Origin of the sequence: Stenotrophomonas sp. HMSC10F07, assembly GCF_001807895.1 — a bacterium.
GTDB lineage: Bacteria > Pseudomonadota > Gammaproteobacteria > Xanthomonadales > Xanthomonadaceae > Stenotrophomonas > Stenotrophomonas sepilia.
In genome coordinates this window covers 20,689-40,931 of record NZ_KV791318.1, presented here as the reverse complement: position 1 = coordinate 40,931, position 20,243 = coordinate 20,689, and the positions used below count along the sequence as shown (strand labels likewise).

The following is a 20,243-nucleotide window of genomic DNA, read 5'->3' as shown; positions in this document are numbered from 1 at the left end:
CGCATGAAACCCCTGCAATCCCTGGTCGTGCTGTTGCTGGCCGTGGCCATCGGCGTGGTCGCCGCGCAATGGCTCGGCGCCGATGACCTGAACCGCTTCGGCGAAGTGACCCTGCGCTACGGCGGCTACGACTATCACAGCAACCTGCCGAAGGTAGCGCTGCTGGCAGTGATCACGGTGCTGGTGCTGTGGCTGCTGTGGAGCCTGATCGCTGCACCGTTCCGTGCCTGGGGCCGCTACCGCCGCAAGCAGGGCCGGGTGCGCCTGATCGACGGCCTGCAGGCCTACGAGCATGGCCAGTGGCAGCGTGCGGAGAAGCTGCTGGACGGCGCCGCCAGGGACCCGGAAGTGAGCGCGGTGGCACTGGCCACTGCCGTGCGCAGCGCGCAGGCACGGGCCGACGGCCCCGCCGGAGACGCGCTGCTGCAGCGCCTGGGTGAAAGTGACGCCACCCTGCAGGCACTGCTGCGCGCCGAACAGCTGCTGGCGCGCGATCTGCCGGTCGATGCGATCAACGCGCTGGACGTAGCGGCGATCCAGCCGCTGCCACCACGCGGCCTGTGGCTGCGTACCGAAGCGCTGGCACAGGCCGGCCGCGCCCACGAAGCGTATGGCCAGCTGGGTGCGCTGCGCCAGAGCAAGGTGCTGCCGGCCGACGCGAACAGCGAACTGGAGGCACGCCTGGCCGCACAGGCGCTGCTGGAAGCGGCCGACGTCAACGCGCTGGCCGCACAGTGGGAGGCCACCCCGAAGGCGCTGCGCCCCACCCCGGACGTGGTGGGCGCCTATGCCAGCCGTGCGGTGGCGCTGGACTGGGATGAGCCGGCGCTGCTGGCGCTGGAACAGGCACTGGACCAGCGTTGGAATGACGATCTGGTGGCGCTGTATGGCCGCCTGCCCGCCGAGCGCCTGGCCACCCGCCAGGCCAATCTGGCACGCTGGCGCAACGTGCACGATGACTCGGCCGCCCTGCGCCTGGCACAGGGCCGCGTGGCCCTGGCCCAGCAGCAATGGGATGCCGCCGATGCGTTCCTGCACGAGGCCATTGCCGCTGGCGCCGGGGCACCGGCGTGGGAAGCGCTGGGTGAGCTGTTTGCCCAGCGTGGCGAACACGCGCTGGCCGCGCAGTGCCTGGCCAATGCGCTGCGCCTGCAGCGCGGCGAGGACAGCGTGGAACTGGTGCGTGGCACCGAGACGCCGCTGCGCGCCACGGTGGAGGAGCAGCCCATCGTTGCACAGCCGCCGGTGTATGACGCCAACGAAGAGCGCGACGAGTTCGGCAACCCGCGGTTGCCCTGATGGGTAGTGCCGGCCGCTGGCCGGCATTCACCGGTGAATTTGGCACCGTGCCAAGCAAGCTTGGCACCCACCAGAGCAACAGTCCGAGCAACAACGAAAACGCCGCCCATTGGGCGGCGTTTTCATATGTGGAACCCGGTAGTCGCAGCGATCAGCGTTCGACGATCGCCACCACGCCCATGCCGCCGGCGGTGCAGATCGACACCAGCGCACGGCCACCGCCGCGTTCGGCCAGCTGCTTGGCTGCCGTGGCGATCACGCGTGCGCCGGTAGCGGCGAACGGGTGGCCGGTGGCCAGCGACGAGCCCAGCAGGTTGATCTTGTCCGGGTCGATGCGGCCCAGCGGCGCGTCCAGGCCCAGGCGGTTGCGGCAGTAGTCCTCGCTCTCCCACGCACGCAGGGTGCACAACACCTGCGCGGCAAAGGCTTCGTGGATCTCGTAGATGTCGAAGTCCTGCAGGGTCAGGCCGTTGCGCTTGAGCATCTCCGGCACCGCGATGGTCGGTGCCATGAGCAGGCCTTCGCCGTGCACGAAGTCCACCGCGGCCACGTGCGCGTCACGCAGGTAAGCCTGGGGTTCATGGCCATGCGCGCGTGCCCACTCTTCGCTGGCCAGCAGCACTGCAGCGGCACCGTCGGTCAGCGGGGTGGAGTTGGCGGCGGTGAGCGTGCCACGCCCGGAAACCTTGTCGAACGCCGGCTTCAGCGTGGCCAGCTTTTCCAGCGAGGTGTCCGGGCGCAGGATGTTGTCGCGCTCGACGCCACGGAACGGTGCGATCAGGTCGTTGAAGAAGCCACGCTCGTAGGCGGCGGCCAGCTTCTTGTGCGACGACACCGCCCACTCATCCTGCGAGTCGCGCGAGATGTTCCACTCCTTCGCCATGTCCTCGCAGTGGTCGCCCATGCTCTTGCCGGTGCGCGGCTCGGCCACGCCCGGGAACTCGGGCTTGAGCTCGGAGAACTTGAAGCCGGCGGTGAGCGCACGGATCTTGTCGCCGGTGCTCTTGGCGCGGTTGGCCGCCAGCAGGCGTGCACGCAGTTTCTTGCCGTAGACGATCGGCACGTCGGAGGTGGTGTCCGAACCACCGCCGATGCCCGATTCGATCTGGCCCAGCGCGATCTTGTTGGCCACGGTGATGATGCTGTCCAGCGAGGTACCGCAGGCACGCTGCAGGGTGATGCCCGGGGTCAGCGGCGACAGGCCGGACGACAGCGTGGCTTCGCGGCCCAGGTTCCAGTCGCTGGAGTGCTTGATCACTGCACCCATCGCCACTTCACCCAGCTGCTGACCATGCAGGCCGAACCGTTCGACAAGCGCACCCAGCGTACGGACCGACATGCCGAGGTTGCCGACATCCGAATACGCGGTGTTCTGGCGGCAGAACGGAATGCGGACGCCACCGAGGATGGCGACGGGACGAGCGTTGGGCATGGAGATACCTGGCATGGATGAGGGTGTCTGCAACATGGCCTGCACGACGGAGCAGGCATAATGGAGCCAAGTGTAGCTGCCGCCCTGTGATGGGCCAACCGTGGAACCATGAGCAAACCCGACCCCGCGATGAATGCCCTTGGCGTGCTGGCCCTGGAACTGGCCGGCGGCGAAATCCCCCGCCAGGCGGTGCTCAGCGCTGAACAGGCCGGTGAACTGGCCGAACGCGTCGGCCGTGACCTGGCCAAGCTGGTGCCACAGGTGGCCGAGCTGGACCTGGTGTTCGCCGCCGCGCATTTCGACCCGGCCGAAGTGCTGCGTCCGGGCTGGCCGATCCATCGCCGCCTGGAAGAACTGCAGATGCGTGCCCCGGGCCGCAACCAGGGCCCGCGCCTGCTGGCCTTCGGTACCGATGCGGAAGGTGACGTGCCACTGCCGTTCCAGGCCGATGCCGCGCTGGTGGGCGGTGGCCTGCGCGTGGTGCCGTTCCTGCTGACCGGCAACGACGTGGCCACCACCAGCGCGGTCGCCGATGCGCTGGAAGAAACCTTGCTGGCCAACGGCATGGCGCACGCCGACACCGCGCTGATGGCGCAGAACACCTTCGGTGCCCGCATCGAGCACGCGCGCTATTTCACCGTGAACGACCTGGCCGCGATGATGTCGATGCAGTACGACAACCAGGGCCTGGCCGCACTGTGGCCGCTGATCGAGACCGCGATCATGGCGCCGGGCGAGGACGAGTGGCTCAATGCCGCGCCCGAGCCGCTGCTGCGCTATACGCATGGCGAAGCACGCATGGCGTTGTTCGACCCGGCCGGTTGGTGCGCGCACTACAGCCACAGCAAGAACGACTGCGATCGCCTGAAGGGCATCTACGAGCAGTTCCTGATGCGCCAGCGACAGATGGCCGCGGTGCTGGAAGCACATGGCGTGCCGGTACTGTTCGTGCACTGCGAAGCCGGGCAGGACGCGCGCGAGCTGCTGGCGCGCTGACAGGAAGCGGCCGCCGCGTGTTGTAGCGCCGAGCCCATGCTCGGCTCAGGCCGCCGGAAGAGCAGCCGAGCGTGGGCTCGGCTCTACAGAAAGCGATGCAAAGAAAAACGCCGGCTTGTGCCGGCGTTCTTTGTTTCTTACGGGGCCTTCTGGATCACCGCACAGGCCAGGCGCGCGCCGGCATTGCCGGTCGGCTGGGTCTTGTAGTCGTCCGCATCGGCGTGGACGATCAGGCCGCGGCCGATGATGTCGAAGTCATCACCCTTGCCGATGTTGACGTTGCTCGACACCGGGCCGTCGATGGTGGCCACGCCCTTGTCGTCGGCCTTGATGTTGGGCATGTCGCCGCCGTGGTGCGGATCGGTGGCGACGTTGCCGTGATCCTGCTTGCCCGGGTTGAAGTGGCCGCCGGCGCTCATGCCGTCCGGTGCGCTGCAGTCGCCCTTCTCGTGGATGTGGAAGCCATGTTCGCTGCCCGGTTTCAGGCCGGTGATCTGGCCGGTCACGTGGACCTTGCCATCAACCACCTTGAAGGTGACGCTGCCCTTGGCCTCGTTGCCCTGGGTCGGTGCCAGTTCGGCCGTTGCCGAAGCATCGCCCGTCGGTGCAGCCGCCGGTGCCGGCGCTGCAGCCGGTTCGGTGGTGGCGCCGTCAGCCGGCGCGGCCGGCGGGGTTTCAGTCTGCGGCGCGGCGGGCTGCTGGTTGCAGGCCGCCAGGCCCAGCGCGGCGATGGCCGCAAACAGCGAAGTGTGGATCAGACGCATTGGAATCTCTCCCTCGATGATGCCTGCAGTGATCAGCGGACGACCCGGATCACGCCACAGGCGATGCGGACGCCGGCATTGCCGGCGGGCTGGCTGCGATAGTCGTCGGCGTTGGCATGCACGACCAGTGCGCGTCCGGCGATATCGGTGGCGGCGCCTCCGCCAAGGGTAACCCCCTTGAGGTGGATATCGACGTTGGCGCGGCCCTGGGCATCGGCACGCAGATTGTCCATGTCGCCCAGGTGGTGCTTGCCGGTGCCGGCGCGGCCATGCGCAGCACCACCGGGATTGAAGTGATTGCCGGCACTGCTGGCATCCACCGCACTGCAGTCGCCGCGCTCATGGATGTGGAAGCCGGCCTGCTGCATCGGCTGCAGGCCACCGACCAGGCCGGTGATGTGGATGCCACCGGGCTCCACCATCAGCGCGATGCGGCCACTGACGATGCTGGCCGAGGCCGGTGCGAGATTGGCCTCGCCCTGCTTCGCAGCACTGACCACGGTCGGCGGTGGCGGCGTGGGTTCGGCCTTCTTCGGCGCACTGCCACAGGCAGACAGCAGCACGGCGGCGGACAACGGCAGGATGGCAAAGGGCAGACGCATCGAAGACTCCTTGCAGGTGACACTAAGCATTGCATCGTCCATGAACGATCAACGGTTCGGCAAGCCGGTGCGAGGATCGCGTGCAGGGACCGTTCAATGGCCCCCGCGACGGCGCCCGGCGCCCAGCTTGCGGGTAAGGGTATTGCGGCCGAGGCCGAGACGGGCAGCGGCTTCGGCGCGGCGGCCGTGGGTGATCTGCAGCGCGGCCTCCAGCAGGGCATGGTCGACCCGCTCGCGCACCTGCGCGTGCAGCCCTTCCACGCCTTCGGCCAGCTGACGGCGCGCCCATTCGGCCAGCAGCGCTTCCCACTGCCCCGGATCGGCTGCGCTGGTACTGCTGCGGCGCCCGCGCGCGCGGTTCAGCGCGGTATCGACATCGGCCACGCCGATGGTGTCGGCGGCGGCCAGCGCGGCCATCCGCCAGCACACGTTTTCCAGCTCGCGCACATTGCCCGGCCAGTCGTGCTCGCGCAGCGCCTGCAGGGCCGCGGCGGTCAGGCGCTTCGGCGGCGTATCCAGCTTGCGTGCGGCGGCAGCCAGGAAGGTGCTGGCCAATTGCGCGATGTCCTCGCGGCGCTCGCGCAGTGGCGGCAGCTGCAGGCGCACCACGTCCAGGCGGTGCAGCAGATCTGCGCGGAACTTCCCGTGCGCGACCAGTCCCTCCAGATCCTGGTGGGTGGCGGCCACCACGCGCACGTCGACGCGGATCAGCTCGCGGCCACCGACGCGGAAGAACTCACCCTGCGCCAGCACACGCAGCAGGCGGGTCTGCAGCGGCAACGGCATGTCGCCGATCTCATCCAGAAACAGCGTGCCACCGTTGGCCTGCTCGAAGCGGCCGATGTGGCGGCGCTGCGCACCGGTGAAGGCACCGGCCTCGTGGCCGAACAACTCGCTTTCCAGCAGCTCGGACGGGATTGCAGCGGTATTGAGCGCGACGAACGGACCCAGCGCGCGCGGTGATTCGCGATGCAGCGCGTTGGCCACCAGCTCCTTGCCGGTGCCGGTCTCGCCGGTGATCAGCACCGCCAGCGGTGCCTGCGCCAGGCGACCAATGGCGCGGAACAGCGCGCGCATCGGCGGCGTATCACCCACCAGTTGCGGCGGCTGGTCGCTATGCGCTTCCGCCGCAGGTGTGGGTGCCGCGAGTGCCGGTGCAACGGCCGGCAACACCCGCTGCGCCAGTGCCACCGCATCGTCCAGATCGAACGGCTTGGACAGGAATTCATGCGCGCCACCGCGGAACGCACCGGCCGTGCTGGCGACATCGGTATAGGCCGACATCACCACCACCGGCAGCTGCGGCAGCGCGGCCTTGAGCTTGTCCAACAGCACCAGGCCATCGTCGCCAGGCATGCGCACATCGGTGAACAGCAGCGCCGGCGGCGCGCCTTCGCCCAGGGCCTGCAGGGCAGCCGCAGCGCTGTCGAAATCGACAACCTGGTAGCCCGCCTCGCGCAGCGCGGTGCACAGCACGAAGCGCACGGCACGATCGTCATCGACCACCCAGATGCGCTGCGGGGACGAAGAAGACTCAGACATCGCGCGGGGCCTCCTCGGCCGGGGCGGCGCCACTGACGATCGGCAGCAGCAGAGTGAACACGGTATGGCCCGGGCGCGAGCGGTAGGTCAGCGTGCCGCGGTGCTCGCGCGCCACCTGCTGGGCCAGCGCCAGGCCCAGGCCAGTGCCTTCGGCGCGGCCACTGACCAGCGGCAGGAACAGGTGTTCGGCCAGTTCCTCCGGCACGCCACGGCCGTCGTCGGCGATCTCCAGGCGCAACGCCAGCGTGTGCAGCTGCTCGGCGATGCGCACGCCATGCTCCACGCGGGTGCGCAGGGTGATGTTGCCGGCGCCGGCCTGGATCGCGTTGCGCACCAGGTTCCACACCGCCTGGGTGAGGCGGTCGGCGTCGCCGTGGAATTCGGGAATGCTGGGGTCGTAGTCGCGCTGCAGGCGCACCGCCCAGCCGGCCTCGTTCTCGGCCAGGCGCAGCACGCGCTCGAGCGCGGCATGGATATTCAGTTCCGCATGCGGCGCGGCCGGGGCCGGCGACAACAGCTGGTCGAGCAGGCCGTTGAGGCGCTCGATCTCCGAGCCGATCAGCTCGATCAGTTCGCGTTCGCTGGCATCGCGCTGGGCCGCGCGGCGGGCCAGCAGCTGGGCCGCGCCCTTCAACCCGGCCAGCGGGTTGCGCAGCTCATGGGCCAGCCCCTTCAGCGCTGCACTGAGCGCGCTGGGCAGGGCCTGGGTCGGGTCGAGCCCGGGGAATTCATCGACCGGATGCGCCTCCAGCAACCAGCCGCCATCGTCGCGCCGGCTCATCCAGCCCTCGGCGAAGCGCGGCGCCTCGCCGGGCACCGCCAGCGCCAGCCGGTTCAGGCGCAGGCTGTCGCGCTCATCGCGTGCCAGGAAGTGGGCCAGGGCTTCGCCCTGCACTTCCAGTGCGGCCAGTGGCTGGCCCAGCAGGCGGCGACCGCTGACGCCCAGCCAGCGCCCGAAGGCCGGGTTGCAGCCGATGATGCGGCCATCGGCCGCTGCCCAGGCCAGCGGCGTGCCCAGGGCATCGAGGGACGGCGGGGGGGCGGGGTCGGACATTGCACCAATGTAGTGCAAAACGCGGGGTTCGGGGTCAGAGCCCTTTCCAGGCGGAAAGGGATCTGACCCCATGCGCTGCGGGGTCCGGGGTCGGATCCCTTTCCGCCTGGAAAGGGCTCTGACCCCCTGCCGCAGGTCGAGCAAGCTCGACCACGACCCCATGCGTGGCCGGTTACAGCTTCATGTTGAGGCCGACGAACACGCTGCGGCCCGGTGCCGGCGAGAACATCGGGCGGGCGCTGTCCCAGAAGAAGCTGTCGTACCAGGCGTAGGCGTACTCGCGGCCGGTCACGTTCTTCAGCTGCAGGTCCACGCTGAAACGCGGGGTGAGCTGGTAGGCCGCGCTGAGGTCGAGCACGGCGAAGCCGCCGAACTTGCCGGCCACGTTGCGCTCTTCCAGGTAGTAATCGCCCTGTGCACGTGCCTGCAGGCCCAACCGCAGCGCATCACAGGCGCGGTAATCCACGCCCAGGTTGCTGATATGGCGCGGGGTGGCGGCCACTTCGCGGCCCTGCAGTGAAATGCTGGCATCGCGGTCGTCGCGGGTGATCTTCGCTTCCTGGTAGGCGTGCGACGCCCACACCGTCCAGTCGTCGCCCAGCTGCATGCTCAGCTGCGCATCCACGCCGCGCCGGCGGGTCTTGCCCAGGGTGACCGTCGTACCGGTAGCCGGCATGTTGGATACCTCGTTCTCTGCATCCTGCTGCCACACCGCCAGGCGTGCCTGGCTGCCGGCAAACGGCTGGAACTTCAGGCCCAGCTCCATGCCGGTGTTGTTGGACGGCTGCATCGGCGCCTGCCCCGGGGTGAGGTAGGCCGGCGCCGTGGAGCCGGTGAGCACCTGGAAGGTGCGGCCCCAGTTCGCGTAGACGTGGGTGGCCTGGCCCAGGCTGTGGATGATGCTCAGCTTGGGCTGGCCGATGCTGCCGTAGTCCTGCAGGCGGCCGCTGAGGCCGTTCATCAGGTGGGTGCGGCCACTGAAACGGTCGACGCGGTAGGCCGGCACGATCTTCCAGGCCTCGACGGGCTGGTAGACGGCCTGCACGTAGGCGCCCCAGTTGTCGAAGCTGTGGCGATCGTTGTTCTGCACCCGTGCCGGTGGCTGGTTGAAATCGGTGGGTTCGGCGTAGGCGTAGCGCTCGCGGAGGTAGCCGTTGTCCTGCTGCTCGTAGTTCAGGCCACCTTCGACGGTGAGCGTGGGGCTGGCCTGCCAGGTGAGCGTGCTGAGCAGGCCATGCTGCCGCTCGTCCCATACGCGGCGCTGGCGCGGCAGGTTGCCGGTGGGCAGGTCGCTGAAGGTCACGCGACGGTCGTCTTCGTAGCGGTTGTAGTACAGCCGCGTGCCGAAGGTGATTGCGTCGGACAGCTTCATGTCCAGGTGCGCGGCAAGCTGGCGCATGTCGCGGTCATCGCCATCGTTGCCGTTGCGCAGGTCGCTGCCACGGCGGTGCGTGCGCAGCTCGTCGGCGGTCATGAAGCCGGGTTCGTCGGCTTCGTGGTGGTACGCACGCGCGGTCAGGCCCACGCGCAGGCCGTCGTCCAGCGAGCCATAGAACCACTTGCCGCCCAGCGAATATTTCTTCGAGGTGTCGTGGTCGCGGTAGCCGTCGCTGGCCTGGGTGCCGACGAAATAGTTCTGGGCGAAGCCATTGGCTTCACGGCCGACTGCCAGCTGCGCATCGCGGGTGTTGTAGCTGCCGTAGGCCAGGCGCGCGTCGGTGTAGCTGCCACCCTGGCGCGTACCGAAGTTCACGTTGCCGCCGATGTTGTGCAGGCCATAGCGCGGATCGTTGGTACCGCGCACTACTTCGATGTAGCTGATGTCGAGCGGGAACAGCATGTCGATGAAGCGCTGGTTGCCGCTGTTGACGTTGCTGGGGATGCCATCGATCAGCGTCTTGATGGCATTGAGGTAGCCCTCACCGTTGAAGGCGCGGAAGCTGATCTTGCCCGATTCAGCACCCTGCCGGGTTTCGGTGAGCTGGATGCCGGGCATCTGCCCGAGCAGTTCCCAGCTGTGCGAGACGTTGCGGTTTTCAATCTGGTCTGCACCCAGGACGTCCACCGAGGTCAGCACCTGGTGCGCACTGAGCTGGCCTTCGCCGTGCTGATGTACCTGCACCTTGCCGAGGGTGAGCGCGGCGTCGGCAGACTGTGCGAGTGCTTCAGGGGCGAACGGTGCGGCCGCGAGGGCGGCCACCAGGGTGGGAGTCTTCATGGGAAAGGGACGGTTGCGATGAAATGTAATCATATAACATTTCATGTGCCCGCTTTTGCAGCGTCGAGCAAGGCTCGGCGCTAAAAGGGCGGGTGCCGGAAGGGACTACACCGGGTAGCCGGTGGCTTCCCGTGCCTTCTTCCAGGCGGCTTCGAATTCACGCGCGGAGATTTCGTCGTCCTCGTCGAAATCCAGGAACGACACCGGCTGGTCGGCCAGCAGGAAGCGGTCGTCGCTGTGGGCATGCTCGTCGGCCCAGACCATCCTGGTGCCGTAGATTTCCACCTGCCGCACGATCTTCTCGCCGCGCGCCTCCATCAGCACGTTGCCCTTGCCCAGGCCCGATTCGGCCCAGTGCTTGTAGTACTTCTTTGCGGCGGATTTCGCGCCGGATTTTGCGTTGTGCTTTGCGTAGGTCATTGCAGGAGCCCTGGCCGCAGGCGCGGCCGGAAAGTACGGAATGGCGCCATTATCAGGCATCCGGGGTCAGAGCCCTTTCCTTTGGAAGGGATCCGACCCCTGCTGGTTCAGTTCGGCAGGGGCACGCCCTTCGGCCACAGCATCCAGATGTTGCCCTTCTGCTTCATGTCGCCGGCCAGCTTGCCGGCGGCGTCGCCGCTGCCCCAGTACAGGTCGGCGCGCACTTCACCGGCGATGGCGCCGCCGGTGTCCTGCGCGGCCACCGGGCGCACCACCGGGCTGCCGTCCGGGCGCGTGGTGGACAGCCACAGCAGGCTGCCCAGCGGCACCACGGTGCGGTCCACTGCCACGCTGTAACCGGCGGTGAGCGGCACATTCAGTGAACCGCGCGGGCCTTCCGGGCTGTCCGGGGTGCGCACGAAGAACACGTAGCTGGGATTGCTGCGCAGCAGTTCCGGCACGCGCGCGGGGTTGGCCCGTGCCCAGGCGCGGATGGCGTCCATGGTGACGTCTTCCTTCTTCAGCTGGCCCTGGTCCACCAGCCAACGGCCGATCGCACGGTAGGGGTGGCCGTTCTGTTCCGCGTAGGCCAGCCGCACCTGCTTGCCATCGGCCAGGCGCACGCGGCCGGACCCCTGGATCTGCAGCAGCTGCAGGTCCATCGGGTCGGTCAGCCAGGCCAGCACCGGCGCCTTGGCGCCCTTGGCCGCGATGGTGCCGGCGTCGTCATAGGGCTTGAGTACTTTGCCTTCGACGCGCCCGCGCAGGCGCTTGCCCTTCAGTTCCGGGTAGAGGCTCTCCAGCTGCACCACCACCAGATCATCCGGCGTGCCGTACACCGGCACCGTGGCCTTATCGGTACGGGTAAGACTGCCGGGGTAGATCGGCTCGTAGTAGCCGGTAATCAGCCCGTCGGCCTGATGGCCACCGGCACGTAGCGCGTAGGCATCGAGGTCGCGCTGCAGGAACTGGCGGATCGCGGCCGGGTCCATGTCTGACACCGCGGCGGCGGTGGCGCAGGGTTTGGCCCAGACAGCGTCGTTCTTCAGGCGGGCGCAGCTGCTGCGCCAAGCCACGAAGCCGGCCTGCAGATCAGCATCGGAGACTGCGGGCAGGGCTTTCCAGTCGACCTTGGCGTAGGTGGCCGCCGGCGGCGAGGTCGGCGTGGGCGCTTCGGAGCCTGCGCGCGGAGCGGTGGTGGAACAGCCTGCGAGCACCACCGCTGCCAACAGGGTCCAGTGCGTGCGCTTGAAGAAGGTAGCGGAATCGATCATGCCGCCATGGTGGAGTGCCGGCCGCTGGGCGGCAACCCAGCGCGGGGTCAAGCGTTCATGCGCGGGGTCACGGCATCTGCAGCAGCAACGAATGCAGGATGCGGGCGTCCTCGGCATCGAGCGTCTTCGGCAGGTCGTCGCGGCCACGGAACCGGCGGTGGAAGGCGGCGACGGTGGCTTCGCGGTTGTCGAGCGGATAACCGAAGCGGGCCAGCGCATTCCACGCGTCGAATCCTTCCGGTGCCGCGCCGTCGGCCGCGCGCGGCCACACGCCGAAGCCGGCCTCGGCCAGCTGCTGCCATGGGAAGAAGCGGTTCGGATCCTGCTTGCGCGTCGGCGCCAGGTCGGCATGGCCGATCACCTGGCGCGGCGGGATGTTCAGGCGCGTGGTGAGGTCGCGCAGCAGCACGATCAGCGATTCGATCTGTGCCGCACTGAACGGGCTGCGGCCATCGTTGTCGAGCTCGATGCCGATCGAAGCCGAGTTGAGATCAGTGATGGTGCCCCAGCGCCCGGCGCCGGCATGCCAGGCACGGCGCTCATCGGCGACGAGCTGGTAGCGATGGCCATCGGCGCCGATCAGGTAGTGTGCACTGACCGGTCCACCGCTGTTGGCGGTACGCAGCGTATGCAGGCTCTGCTGCACCGACTTCTGCTCGGTGTGGTGGATGACGATGATGACCGGCGTGCGCGCGTTCTGGTTGGGTGACGGCACCCAGGTGGCGAGCGGGTTGTGCTGCACCGGCGCGGTGGCGGTGCAGGCCGCCAAGGCCAACGCTGAGAGGGCGGACAGCAGCAGGCGAGGGAGACTCATGGTGTGATTCTACCCACAGGCGATGAAGAGTTGCGGTCGCGAGATCCCGGACCAGCACGTCCCGACTTCAGTGTTCGGGGTCGAAGCAGCCGCCGGCCTGAGTGAACCTTTGGACGGCGTCCTCCCCCTCTGTCTCGTACTCGATGGCGAACGGCATGGGCGGACGATGCTTCTTCTGCGGATTCATGCTTCGAAACACTGCATAGCCCTCAAGCACAGCCAATATCTGGGGTCGCGTCAACAAGACGACGTCCTGGGAGTTCCATCGCGAATACACCAGGAAGAAATCGGCTGCCCGCAGGACCGCATGCCCCTCTCCATAGTGGACGCATGCGCTGCCCTCGTCACCCTTTGTGGGCGCAGCAAAGGCACTGCGGGTCCGCAGTTCGCTGCCGCGGCCGAGATGGCCGAAGTCTCCATCCAGCCACGCTGCGATTTCACCGACACCCCGCCCCTGCCCGTGGTGGATGACCGGCGCGTCACCGATCTTCTCTTCTCCGGAAGGAACGTGGCAATCGCCGGTCCAGTAGGGGAAAAGAACTGCATGGATAGTCATTCGAAACCCATTCCCTGGTACCGCAACGGAAACCCCTGTCCCACTTCCGGTCTACCCGACCTGATCAAAGATCACGTCAGTCACGCCTGCCCGCTCAAGGCGTGACTTCACTTCCTCACTGGCGATCAGTGCAGCACCGAAGTTGTCCACATGATCCACATCACCCAGCACCCATTTGCTGCCAATGCCGATGCATGGACGGAGACTGAAATAGTTCACGCCTGCTCCTTGCGCACTGGTCGCCGTTCGGAATCTGGGGCGACACCCGCCCCGGCAATGGGACAGGTCATCGTGATCCAGAGCATAGCTTGAAGGAAAAAGGCATCTTCTACGAGAAGCCGTTCCGCAAAAGGCGCTTCAGGCGATGGGGAACAGCGGCCCACGACTCCAGGGCACTCCGGCATCGGAGAACATCCGTTCGATCTCATCCTGGAATCCTGGATGAAATGTCGTCTCACCGCTCGACTGCGAACGGAGGTAACGCGAGACCAGATCCAGGCACAGCTCCGTCGCTTCCATGTAGGTATCCAGCCACAGCAACTGCCCCTCGTCGGAAAGCTGATCTGGGCGGACAACCGAGAGCTTGTGGCAGAAGGCATCGATGCTGGGAAGCCCGAGCTCCGCAGGCAGGCCGTAAGTTAGCCGCCACAGACCGGCGGAAAGGCAGCGATAGGTGAGCTCCACGGCGAAGCTCCAGCGCTCTGGATCTGCTGCGCCAGCCACGCCGCCCACGAATGCATGCGGACTGTAGTCGTCCAAGGTCAGCAGGTAGACATACCATTCGATGTCTTCCATCACTGCTGCGGATGTCGCCTGGATCACACCTGCTCCGTTCTTTAGTCCATCGAAGTCGTTGGAGGCGAACACGCACGCCTGCAGACAGCCATTGAAGCAGGAACGGTAGAGCCACGCCATGCGTGGCTGAGTCGCCGGCAGTGCCAAGCAAGCTTGGCACCCAGCAGAACAGTAGAAGTGCCGACCAACGGTCGGCATCCACCATGGCGGTGGCAGGCGGCCCCGCAGGGCCGCCCGTCATGCATCAGGCCTCGTAGGCAGACTCGCCGTGCGAAGTCACATCCAGGCCGGTGCGTTCGGCCTCTTCGGTCACGCGCAGGCCGACCACGACCTTGACCACCAGCAGGATGACCGCGGTCATCACCGCCGACCACGCCACGGTCAGGCCGACGCTGACCACCTGCACCCACACCTGATGGGCGATATCCAGATCGGCCTTGGTACCGCCCAGCGACTGTGCACTGAACACGCCGGTGAGAATCGCGCCGACGATGCCGCCAACACCATGCACACCGAACACGTCGGCCGTGTCGTCCACTTTGAGCAGACGCTTGAGGCCGGTCACGCCCCACACGCACACCACGCCGGCGACGAAGCCGATCACGATCGCGCCGAGCGGGCCGACCGTGCCGCAGGCCGGGGTGATGCCGACCAGGCCGGCCACCGCACCCGAGGCCGCGCCCAGTGCCGACGGCTTGCCCTTGCCGATCGCTTCCACCAGCGTCCAGCCGAGCACCGCGGCAGCGGTGGCCAGCACGGTGTTGAGGAAGGCCAGCGAGGCCACCGTATCGGCGGCGGCGGCGGAACCAGCATTGAAGCCGAACCAGCCCACCCACAGCAGCATGGCGCCGATGTAGGTAAACGGTACGTTGTGCGGCTTCAGCGCGGTCTGGCCGTAGCCCAGGCGCTTGCCGACGAACCACGCGCCGACCAGGCCGGCCACGCCCGCGTTGATGTGGACCACGGTGCCACCGGCGAAGTCGATCGCGCCCAGTTCACCCAGGTAACCGCCACCCCAGACGATGTGCGCCATCGGGATGTAGCTGAGGGTGAACCACAGTGCCGAGAACAGCAGTACCGCACGGAACTTGATGCGCTCGGCAAAGGCACCGACGATCAGCGCGGTGGTGATGCCGGCGAAGGTCGACTGGAAGGCGACGAACAGGTAGTCCGGCAGGCCCTTGATCGGCGTGTTGCCCACCGAGTCGGGCGTGAAGCCCTTGAGGAAGGCGAATTCGGTGAACGAACCGAAGAATGGATTGCCCGCGCTGAACACCGCGCTGTAGCCGTAGGCCACCCACAGCAGCAGCACCAGCGAGAACACCACCAGGATCTGGCTGAGCACCGACAGCACATTCTTCGAACGCACCAGCCCGCCGTAGAACAGGGCCAGGCCCGGCACGACCATCAGCAGCACCAGCAACGTGGAGGTGAGCATCCAGGCGACGTCGCCACGATCATAGGCGGCGGCCGCTTCGGCCACGGCCGGCGCAGCGGCGGTGGCGGCCGGATCGTGCAGCGGCTCGACCGCCACGCTTTCGCTCGGCAGCGGCGACACCTGGGCCTGGGCGTGGGCGCTGCCCGGCCAGGCACCGGCGGCCAGCGCGCTGAGCAGCATCAGCAGGCACACCAGGTGGAACCGGGCTTGCCACCCGGTGAGAAGGCGCATCTTCATGGGGGGAATCTCCGGAAGGGGGTTACAGCGCGTCGGCACCGATTTCGCCGGTGCGGATGCGGATGACCTGTTCAACGGCGGTGACGAAGATCTTGCCGTCACCGATCTTGCCGGTGCCTGCCGACGACTGGATCGCTTCGATCACCGCGTCGGCACGCTCGTCGGTGACCACCGTTTCGATCTTGATCTTGGGCAGGAAATCGACGACGTACTCGGCGCCGCGATACAGCTCGGTGTGGCCCTTCTGGCGACCGAAACCTTTCACTTCGGTCACGGTGATGCCCGACACGCCTGCATCGGACAGGGCCTCGCGGACCTCGTCGAGCTTGAACGGTCGGATGATGGCGGAGATCAGTTTCATGCGCATGTCCCGAGGGTGGATGGGGCCAGCGCGCCAGCGCGCGTTGGCATCAGGCAACCACGGGTCATCAGGTGATGACCGTGGCTGTTGCACCGGACACGTACAGGGCCGGGACGGCCGTGCCTCTCTCCTTGCACGACCGACGCGGGAGGGAGGGCGGCCCTGGTCGCGTATCCGGTCTCTCTTGCCCCTGTTTCAGCGGACCGGCAGTCCGCTGTACTGCAGCGGGCCAGCGACCCGCTCTACAACGGCGGGCCTGCGCCCGCCTTGCGGCTCCCCAGCCGCGAGAACGGACGCGATGGCGGCGGGCGGGAGGGGGGACCCACCGCCATCGCGCCCGGTCAGCTGGCGTAGTACAGCTGGTATTCCAGCGGGTGGGTGGCCGCGCGGAACTTGGTCACTTCCTGCATCTTCAGCGCGATGTAGCCGTCGATGAAGTCATCGCTCATCACGCCGCCGGCCTTGAGGAACTCGCGGTCCTTGTCCAGCGCTTCCAGCGCCTGGTCCAGCGAGGAGCAGACCTGCGGGATCAGCTTCTCTTCCTCCGGCGGCAGGTCGTACAGGTCCTTGTCGCTCGGTGCACCCGGGTCGATCTGGTTCTTGATGCCGTCCAGGCCGGCCATCATCAGCGCGGTGAAGGTCAGGTAGCCGGACTGGATCGGATCCGGGAAGCGCATTTCGATGCGGCGCGCCTTCGGGTTGGACACCCACGGAATGCGGCACGAGGCCGAACGGTTGCGGGCCGAATAGGCCAGCATCACCGGCGCCTCGAAGCCCGGCACCAGGCGCTTGTAGCTGTTGGTGCCCGAGTTGGCGAAGGCATTGATGGCCTTGGCGTGCTTGAAGATGCCGCCGATGTACCACAGCGCCAGCTGGCTCAGGCCACCGTAGCCGTCACCGGAGAACAGGTTGGTGCCGCCCTTGGACAGCGACTGGTGCACATGCATGCCGCTGCCGTTGTCGCCGACGATCGGCTTGGGCATGAAGGTGACGGTCTTGCCGTTGCGGTGCGCGACGTTCTTGATGACGTACTTCATGCGCAGCAGCTCGTCGGCCTTCTGCACCAGGGTGCTGAACTTGGTGCCGATCTCGCACTGGCCCGCAGTGGCCACTTCGTGGTGCTGCACTTCCACTTCGATGCCGACCTGTTCCAGGGTCTTGCACATTTCCGCGCGCAGGTCGTGCAGGGTGTCGGTCGGCGGAACCGGGAAGTAGCCGCCCTTCACGCCCGGACGGTAGCCGCTGTTGGCGCCGTCATACTTGGCGCCGCTGTTCCACGCCGCTTCTTCCGAGTCGACCTTGAAGAAGGTGTTGCCCATTTCGTTGGCGAAACGGACCGAGTCGAAGATGAAGAATTCCGGCTCCGGGCCGAAGAACGCGGTTTCGGCGATGCCGGAGGACTTCAGGTAGGCCTCGGCACGCTTGGCGATGCCGCGCGGGCAGCGTCCATAGGCCTGCATGGTGGCCGGATCGAGGATGTCGCAGCTGATCACGATGGTCGGATCGGCGTAGAACGGGTCCACGTAGGCGCTGGACGGGTCCGGCAGCAGCACCATGTCCGATTCGTTGATGCCCTTCCAGCCGGCGATCGAGCTGCCGTCGAACATCTTGCCTTCTTCGAACAGCGACGGTTCGACGATGCTGACCGGGAAGGTGACGTGCTGCTCGACGCCACGCATATCCACGAAACGCAGATCGACGAACTCGATCTGGTTGTCCTTGATCAGCTTCTCAACGTTTTCCACGGACATCGGTACGACCTCGGATGGGGATGAATGCCTGCTGAGGTACAGCAATGACCGTGCCAACTTTTCGATACCCGCAAGTCGTTGATTTCAATATGGCTGCCCCGCGCCGGTGCAGAACGGTGCGCACCAAACCGGTGCGCCCGCCAACAGACGCACCCGTTTGGTGCAGCAGGGATCGTCTATCCTCTCGACCTTCTTCCTTCCGCCGCGCGTGCCCGCACCGTCCATGTCCGACCTGCTCTCCGCCCTGCTGCTGGGCATCCTCGAAGGCTTGACCGAATTCCTGCCGATCTCCAGCACCGGCCACCTGCTCATCGCCCAGCACTGGCTGGGTGCCCGCTCGGACTTCTTCAACATCGTCATCCAGGCCGGCGCGATCGTGGCCGTGGTGCTGGTGTTCCGCCAGCGCCTGCTGCAGCTGGCCACCGGCTTGAACCAACGCGAGAACCGTGAGTACGTGTTCAAGCTGGGCGCTGCGTTCCTGGTCACCGCCGTGGTCGGCCTGGTGGTGCGCAAGGCCGGCTGGTCGCTGCCGGAGACGGTCAGCCCGGTGGCCTGGGCACTGATCATCGGTGGCGTCTGGATGCTGCTGGTGGAGGCCTACACCGCGCGCCTGCCCGACCGCGACCAGGTGACCTGGACAGTGGCGATCGGCGTGGGCCTGGCGCAGGTCGTGGCCGGCGTGTTCCCCGGTACCTCGCGCTCGGCCTCGGCGATCTTCCTGGCCATGCTGCTGGGCCTGAGCCGTCGCGCCGCTGCCGCCGAGTTCGTGTTCCTGGTCGGCATTCCCACCATGTTCGCCGCCAGCGCCTACACCTTCCTGGAAATGGCCAAGGCCGGGCAGCTGGGCAGCGAGAACTGGACCGACGTGGGCGTGGCCTTCCTTGCCGCGGCCATCACCGGCTTCGTCGTAGTGAAGTGGCTGATGGGCTACATCAAGTCGCACCGGTTCACCGCCTTTGCGATCTACCGCATCGCGCTGGGCGCCGCGTTGCTGCTGTGGTTGCCTTCCGGCAGCTGAACAGCGCCGGCCGCACGGTAACCCCATTGCCGGCCCCACCCCGTTTTCCCCACGGTTCCCCAAGGAGAATCACCATGAACCGCAAGCTCACCCTGCTCCTCCCGCTGGCCCTGATGGCCGCCTGCAGCCAGACCCCGGCCCCGGCCGGCAATGGCGGCGACGACGTGGCCCCGGCCGCGACCAAGGCAGCGGACCAGCAGACGCTGGCGCACCTGGATGCGCAGCGCCTGCAGAGCCAGCACTGGCTGCTGCAGCAGGCCACCGGCGCCGACGGCAAGCGCATCGACGCGCTGTTCGCCCGCGAAGACAAGCCGGTCACCCTGGACTTCGCTGATGGCCGCCTGTCGGTCAGCAACACCTGCAACCGCATGGGCGGCGGCTACACCCTGGCCGACGGCAAGCTGACGGTCAGTGCGATGGCCTCGACCATGATGGCCTGCACCGACAAGGCGCTGATGGCGCTGGACGAAGCCGTGTCGAGCCGCCTGCAGGGCGAACTGAAGGCCGAGCAGGATGCTGATGGCAAGCTGACCCTGACCAACGCCAAGGGCGACGTGCTGGTGTTCAACCCGGAACCGACCGCTGAAACCCGCTACGGCGGCGCCGGCGAAACCGTGTTCCTGGAAGTGGCCGCCAAGACCGAGAAGTGCTCGCACCCGCTGATCCCGGACTACCAGTGCCTGCAGGTGCGCGAAGTGAAGTTCGACGACAAGGGCCTGAAGCAGGGTGAGCCGGGCAAGTTCGAGAACTTCTACGGCAACATCGAGGGCTACACCCACGAAGACGGCGTGCGCAACGTAGTGCGCGTGAAGCGCTACGAAGTGAAGAACCCGCCGGCCGATGCGCCGTCGCAGGCGTATGTGCTGGACATGGTGGTCGAGTCGGCCATCGAGAAGTGATGTAGAGCCGACTGTCAGTCCGCTGGCACTTGAAGGGCGGCCGCAAGGCCGCCCTTCTTCGTTGTGCGTCGTAGAGCCGAGCCCATGCTCGGCTGCTGTCTATCGGGAAAAGCAGCCGAGCATGGGCTCGGCTCTACAGAAGCACATTGCCCGCTCAGGCCAATGCGGGGTTCAAGGTGTAGGTACCGTGCAGCGTCGCTTCGGCCAGCACGTGGCCGTGCATGGCCCGGTACGCGTCGGCGGCGGTGAAGCGTGCCGGCAGCTGCAGCGATGCCACGTCCAGCGCGAACACGCGGAAGAAGTAGCGGTGCACGCGCTCGTCGTTGAACGGCGGATAGGGGCCGTCGTAGCCCAGGTAGTCACCGGCCATGTCCGGGTTGCCGGCGAACCAGCCGGTGAAGTCGTTCAGGCCCTGGCGGCTGCCGGCCGGCCCGGCCGGCGTGGTCTTGCCCTTCACCACGAAGCCGTCGCTGCAGCTGCCTGCGACAATCTCGCGCACCGAAGCCGGAATATCGGCCATCACCCAGTGCACGAAATCACAGCGGGGCTGGTCGCGCGGCACGCTCATGTCGGTGCGGCCGACCGTCTCCGGCACGGTCGGCACGTCCGGATCGACGCATACCAGCAGGAACGAACGGGTGCCCTCCGGCACATCGCTCCAGGCCAGGTGCGGATTGCGGTCCGGTGCGAAGCCCGCCGCATCGCCTGCGGCGAATTCGCGGTCGATCGGTGCACCGTTGGTCAGGCTGTGGCTGCTCAGTTGCATCGGCGTG

The 20,243-nt window shown here is 67.2% G+C and carries 20 protein-coding genes; 4 read left to right on the top strand and 16 right to left on the bottom strand.

The features are described 5' to 3' along the window. The first annotated feature begins 3 nt into the window (after positions 1-3). Complete coding sequence (locus HMPREF3114_RS00920; protein WP_053497794.1) at positions 4-1,299, top strand: heme biosynthesis HemY N-terminal domain-containing protein; 1,296 nt, start codon at positions 4-6, stop codon at positions 1,297-1,299. 151 nt (positions 1,300-1,450) lie between these two features. Here HMPREF3114_RS00920 and HMPREF3114_RS00915 read toward each other — a convergent pair whose 3' ends face one another. After that, positions 1,451-2,746 carry an acetyl-CoA C-acetyltransferase gene (locus HMPREF3114_RS00915; RefSeq protein WP_005420942.1) on the bottom strand — a complete coding sequence of 432 codons (1,296 nt, stop codon included), beginning with the start codon at positions 2,744-2,746 and terminating at the stop codon, positions 1,451-1,453. Positions 2,747-2,839: 93 nt separating this feature from the next. On the opposite strand from HMPREF3114_RS00915, the gene HMPREF3114_RS00910 reads away from it, so the two are divergent. Beyond that, positions 2,840-3,727 carry a hypothetical protein gene (locus HMPREF3114_RS00910; RefSeq protein WP_070488784.1) on the top strand — a complete coding sequence of 296 codons (888 nt, stop codon included), beginning with the start codon at positions 2,840-2,842 and terminating at the stop codon, positions 3,725-3,727. Positions 3,728-3,864: 137 nt separating this feature from the next. Here the strand turns inward: HMPREF3114_RS00910 and HMPREF3114_RS00905 are convergent, their stop codons facing one another. From HMPREF3114_RS00905 to glnA, 14 genes are all read right to left on the bottom strand, one after another. Continuing rightward, complete coding sequence (locus tag HMPREF3114_RS00905) at positions 3,865-4,491, bottom strand: superoxide dismutase family protein (RefSeq protein WP_070488781.1); 627 nt, start codon at positions 4,489-4,491, stop codon at positions 3,865-3,867. A 32-nt stretch (positions 4,492-4,523) separates the two neighbouring features. Next, positions 4,524-5,093, bottom strand: coding sequence for a superoxide dismutase family protein (locus tag HMPREF3114_RS00900; RefSeq protein WP_053497800.1), 570 nt, complete (start codon positions 5,091-5,093; stop codon positions 4,524-4,526). A 93-nt stretch (positions 5,094-5,186) separates the two neighbouring features. Continuing rightward, positions 5,187-6,635: a nitrogen regulation protein NR(I) gene (gene ntrC / locus HMPREF3114_RS00895; RefSeq protein ID WP_053497802.1), complete on the bottom strand. Its 1,449-nt coding sequence runs from the start codon at positions 6,633-6,635 to the stop codon at positions 5,187-5,189. Next, a complete protein-coding gene (locus HMPREF3114_RS00890) occupies positions 6,628-7,689 on the bottom strand; it encodes a two-component system sensor histidine kinase NtrB (protein ID WP_070488790.1) in 1,062 nt (353 codons plus the stop codon). The genes ntrC and HMPREF3114_RS00890 overlap by 8 nt, the downstream gene beginning before the upstream one ends. Before the next feature lie 172 nt (positions 7,690-7,861). Continuing rightward, positions 7,862-9,907, bottom strand: a complete 2,046-nt coding sequence (locus HMPREF3114_RS00885) for a TonB-dependent receptor (RefSeq protein ID WP_070488778.1) — start codon at positions 9,905-9,907, stop codon at positions 7,862-7,864. A gap of 105 nt (positions 9,908-10,012) precedes the next feature. Continuing rightward, entirely contained in the window at positions 10,013-10,327 is a 315-nt protein-coding gene (locus HMPREF3114_RS00880) for a hypothetical protein (RefSeq protein WP_053497806.1), read from the bottom strand. A 107-nt stretch (positions 10,328-10,434) separates the two neighbouring features. Beyond that, positions 10,435-11,601 (bottom strand): murein transglycosylase A, encoded by a 1,167-nt coding sequence (locus tag HMPREF3114_RS00875; protein WP_070488787.1) that lies wholly within the window; start codon positions 11,599-11,601, stop codon positions 10,435-10,437. A 67-nt stretch (positions 11,602-11,668) separates the two neighbouring features. Next, positions 11,669-12,415, bottom strand: coding sequence for an N-acetylmuramoyl-L-alanine amidase (locus HMPREF3114_RS00870; RefSeq protein ID WP_070488776.1), 747 nt, complete (start codon positions 12,413-12,415; stop codon positions 11,669-11,671). Between the two features lie 67 nt (positions 12,416-12,482). Continuing rightward, positions 12,483-12,971, bottom strand: a complete 489-nt coding sequence (locus HMPREF3114_RS00865; protein WP_070488773.1) for a hypothetical protein — start codon at positions 12,969-12,971, stop codon at positions 12,483-12,485. A 51-nt stretch (positions 12,972-13,022) separates the two neighbouring features. Further along, positions 13,023-13,190, bottom strand: a complete 168-nt coding sequence (locus HMPREF3114_RS21150) for a hypothetical protein (protein WP_160313691.1) — start codon at positions 13,188-13,190, stop codon at positions 13,023-13,025. Positions 13,191-13,328: 138 nt separating this feature from the next. After that, positions 13,329-13,886, bottom strand: coding sequence for a hypothetical protein (locus HMPREF3114_RS00860; RefSeq protein WP_070488770.1), 558 nt, complete (start codon positions 13,884-13,886; stop codon positions 13,329-13,331). A gap of 124 nt (positions 13,887-14,010) precedes the next feature. Continuing rightward, entirely contained in the window at positions 14,011-15,441 is a 1,431-nt protein-coding gene (gene amt, locus HMPREF3114_RS00855) for an ammonium transporter (RefSeq protein ID WP_070488767.1), read from the bottom strand. 22 nt (positions 15,442-15,463) lie between these two features. Next, positions 15,464-15,802, bottom strand: coding sequence for a P-II family nitrogen regulator (locus HMPREF3114_RS00850; RefSeq protein ID WP_004134334.1), 339 nt, complete (start codon positions 15,800-15,802; stop codon positions 15,464-15,466). Between the two features lie 341 nt (positions 15,803-16,143). After that, a complete protein-coding gene (glnA, locus tag HMPREF3114_RS00845) occupies positions 16,144-17,553 on the bottom strand; it encodes a type I glutamate--ammonia ligase (protein WP_005420964.1) in 1,410 nt (469 codons plus the stop codon). Between the two features lie 223 nt (positions 17,554-17,776). Between glnA and HMPREF3114_RS00840 the strand changes: the two genes are divergently transcribed. After that, complete coding sequence (locus tag HMPREF3114_RS00840) at positions 17,777-18,571, top strand: undecaprenyl-diphosphate phosphatase (protein WP_053499956.1); 795 nt, start codon at positions 17,777-17,779, stop codon at positions 18,569-18,571. A gap of 74 nt (positions 18,572-18,645) precedes the next feature. Then, positions 18,646-19,470 carry an META and DUF4377 domain-containing protein gene (locus tag HMPREF3114_RS00835; RefSeq protein WP_005420968.1) on the top strand — a complete coding sequence of 275 codons (825 nt, stop codon included), beginning with the start codon at positions 18,646-18,648 and terminating at the stop codon, positions 19,468-19,470. A 154-nt stretch (positions 19,471-19,624) separates the two neighbouring features. Here HMPREF3114_RS00835 and HMPREF3114_RS00830 read toward each other — a convergent pair whose 3' ends face one another. After that, positions 19,625-20,236 carry a YbhB/YbcL family Raf kinase inhibitor-like protein gene (locus HMPREF3114_RS00830; protein WP_070488764.1) on the bottom strand — a complete coding sequence of 204 codons (612 nt, stop codon included), beginning with the start codon at positions 20,234-20,236 and terminating at the stop codon, positions 19,625-19,627. Between the last annotated feature and the right edge of the window lie 7 nt (positions 20,237-20,243).

Bases quoted from the DNA above. Each gene is read 5' to 3' on its own strand.
- amt (WP_070488767.1), bottom strand. From the start codon at position 15,441: ATGAAGATGCGCCTTCTCACCGGGTGGCAAGCCCGGTTCCACCTGGTG.
- HMPREF3114_RS00910 (WP_070488784.1), top strand. From the start codon at position 2,840: ATGAGCAAACCCGACCCCGCGATGAATGCCCTTGGCGTGCTGGCCCTG.
- HMPREF3114_RS00905 (WP_070488781.1), bottom strand. From the start codon at position 4,491: ATGCGTCTGATCCACACTTCGCTGTTTGCGGCCATCGCCGCGCTGGGC.
- HMPREF3114_RS00840 (WP_053499956.1), top strand. From the start codon at position 17,777: ATGTCCGACCTGCTCTCCGCCCTGCTGCTGGGCATCCTCGAAGGCTTG.
- HMPREF3114_RS00875 (WP_070488787.1), bottom strand. From the start codon at position 11,601: ATGATCGATTCCGCTACCTTCTTCAAGCGCACGCACTGGACCCTGTTG.
- HMPREF3114_RS00860 (WP_070488770.1), bottom strand. From the start codon at position 13,886: ATGGCGTGGCTCTACCGTTCCTGCTTCAATGGCTGTCTGCAGGCGTGC.
- ntrC (WP_053497802.1), bottom strand. From the start codon at position 6,635: ATGTCTGAGTCTTCTTCGTCCCCGCAGCGCATCTGGGTGGTCGATGAC.
- HMPREF3114_RS00865 (WP_070488773.1), bottom strand. From the start codon at position 12,971: ATGACTATCCATGCAGTTCTTTTCCCCTACTGGACCGGCGATTGCCAC.
- HMPREF3114_RS00885 (WP_070488778.1), bottom strand. From the start codon at position 9,907: ATGAAGACTCCCACCCTGGTGGCCGCCCTCGCGGCCGCACCGTTCGCC.
- HMPREF3114_RS00890 (WP_070488790.1), bottom strand. From the start codon at position 7,689: ATGTCCGACCCCGCCCCCCCGCCGTCCCTCGATGCCCTGGGCACGCCG.
- HMPREF3114_RS00850 (WP_004134334.1), bottom strand. From the start codon at position 15,802: ATGAAACTGATCTCCGCCATCATCCGACCGTTCAAGCTCGACGAGGTC.
- HMPREF3114_RS00880 (WP_053497806.1), bottom strand. From the start codon at position 10,327: ATGACCTACGCAAAGCACAACGCAAAATCCGGCGCGAAATCCGCCGCA.
- HMPREF3114_RS00915 (WP_005420942.1), bottom strand. From the start codon at position 2,746: ATGCCAGGTATCTCCATGCCCAACGCTCGTCCCGTCGCCATCCTCGGT.
- glnA (WP_005420964.1), bottom strand. From the start codon at position 17,553: ATGTCCGTGGAAAACGTTGAGAAGCTGATCAAGGACAACCAGATCGAG.
- HMPREF3114_RS00830 (WP_070488764.1), bottom strand. From the start codon at position 20,236: ATGCAACTGAGCAGCCACAGCCTGACCAACGGTGCACCGATCGACCGC.
- HMPREF3114_RS00870 (WP_070488776.1), bottom strand. From the start codon at position 12,415: ATGAGTCTCCCTCGCCTGCTGCTGTCCGCCCTCTCAGCGTTGGCCTTG.
- HMPREF3114_RS00920 (WP_053497794.1), top strand. From the start codon at position 4: ATGAAACCCCTGCAATCCCTGGTCGTGCTGTTGCTGGCCGTGGCCATC.
- HMPREF3114_RS00835 (WP_005420968.1), top strand. From the start codon at position 18,646: ATGAACCGCAAGCTCACCCTGCTCCTCCCGCTGGCCCTGATGGCCGCC.
- HMPREF3114_RS00900 (WP_053497800.1), bottom strand. From the start codon at position 5,093: ATGCGTCTGCCCTTTGCCATCCTGCCGTTGTCCGCCGCCGTGCTGCTG.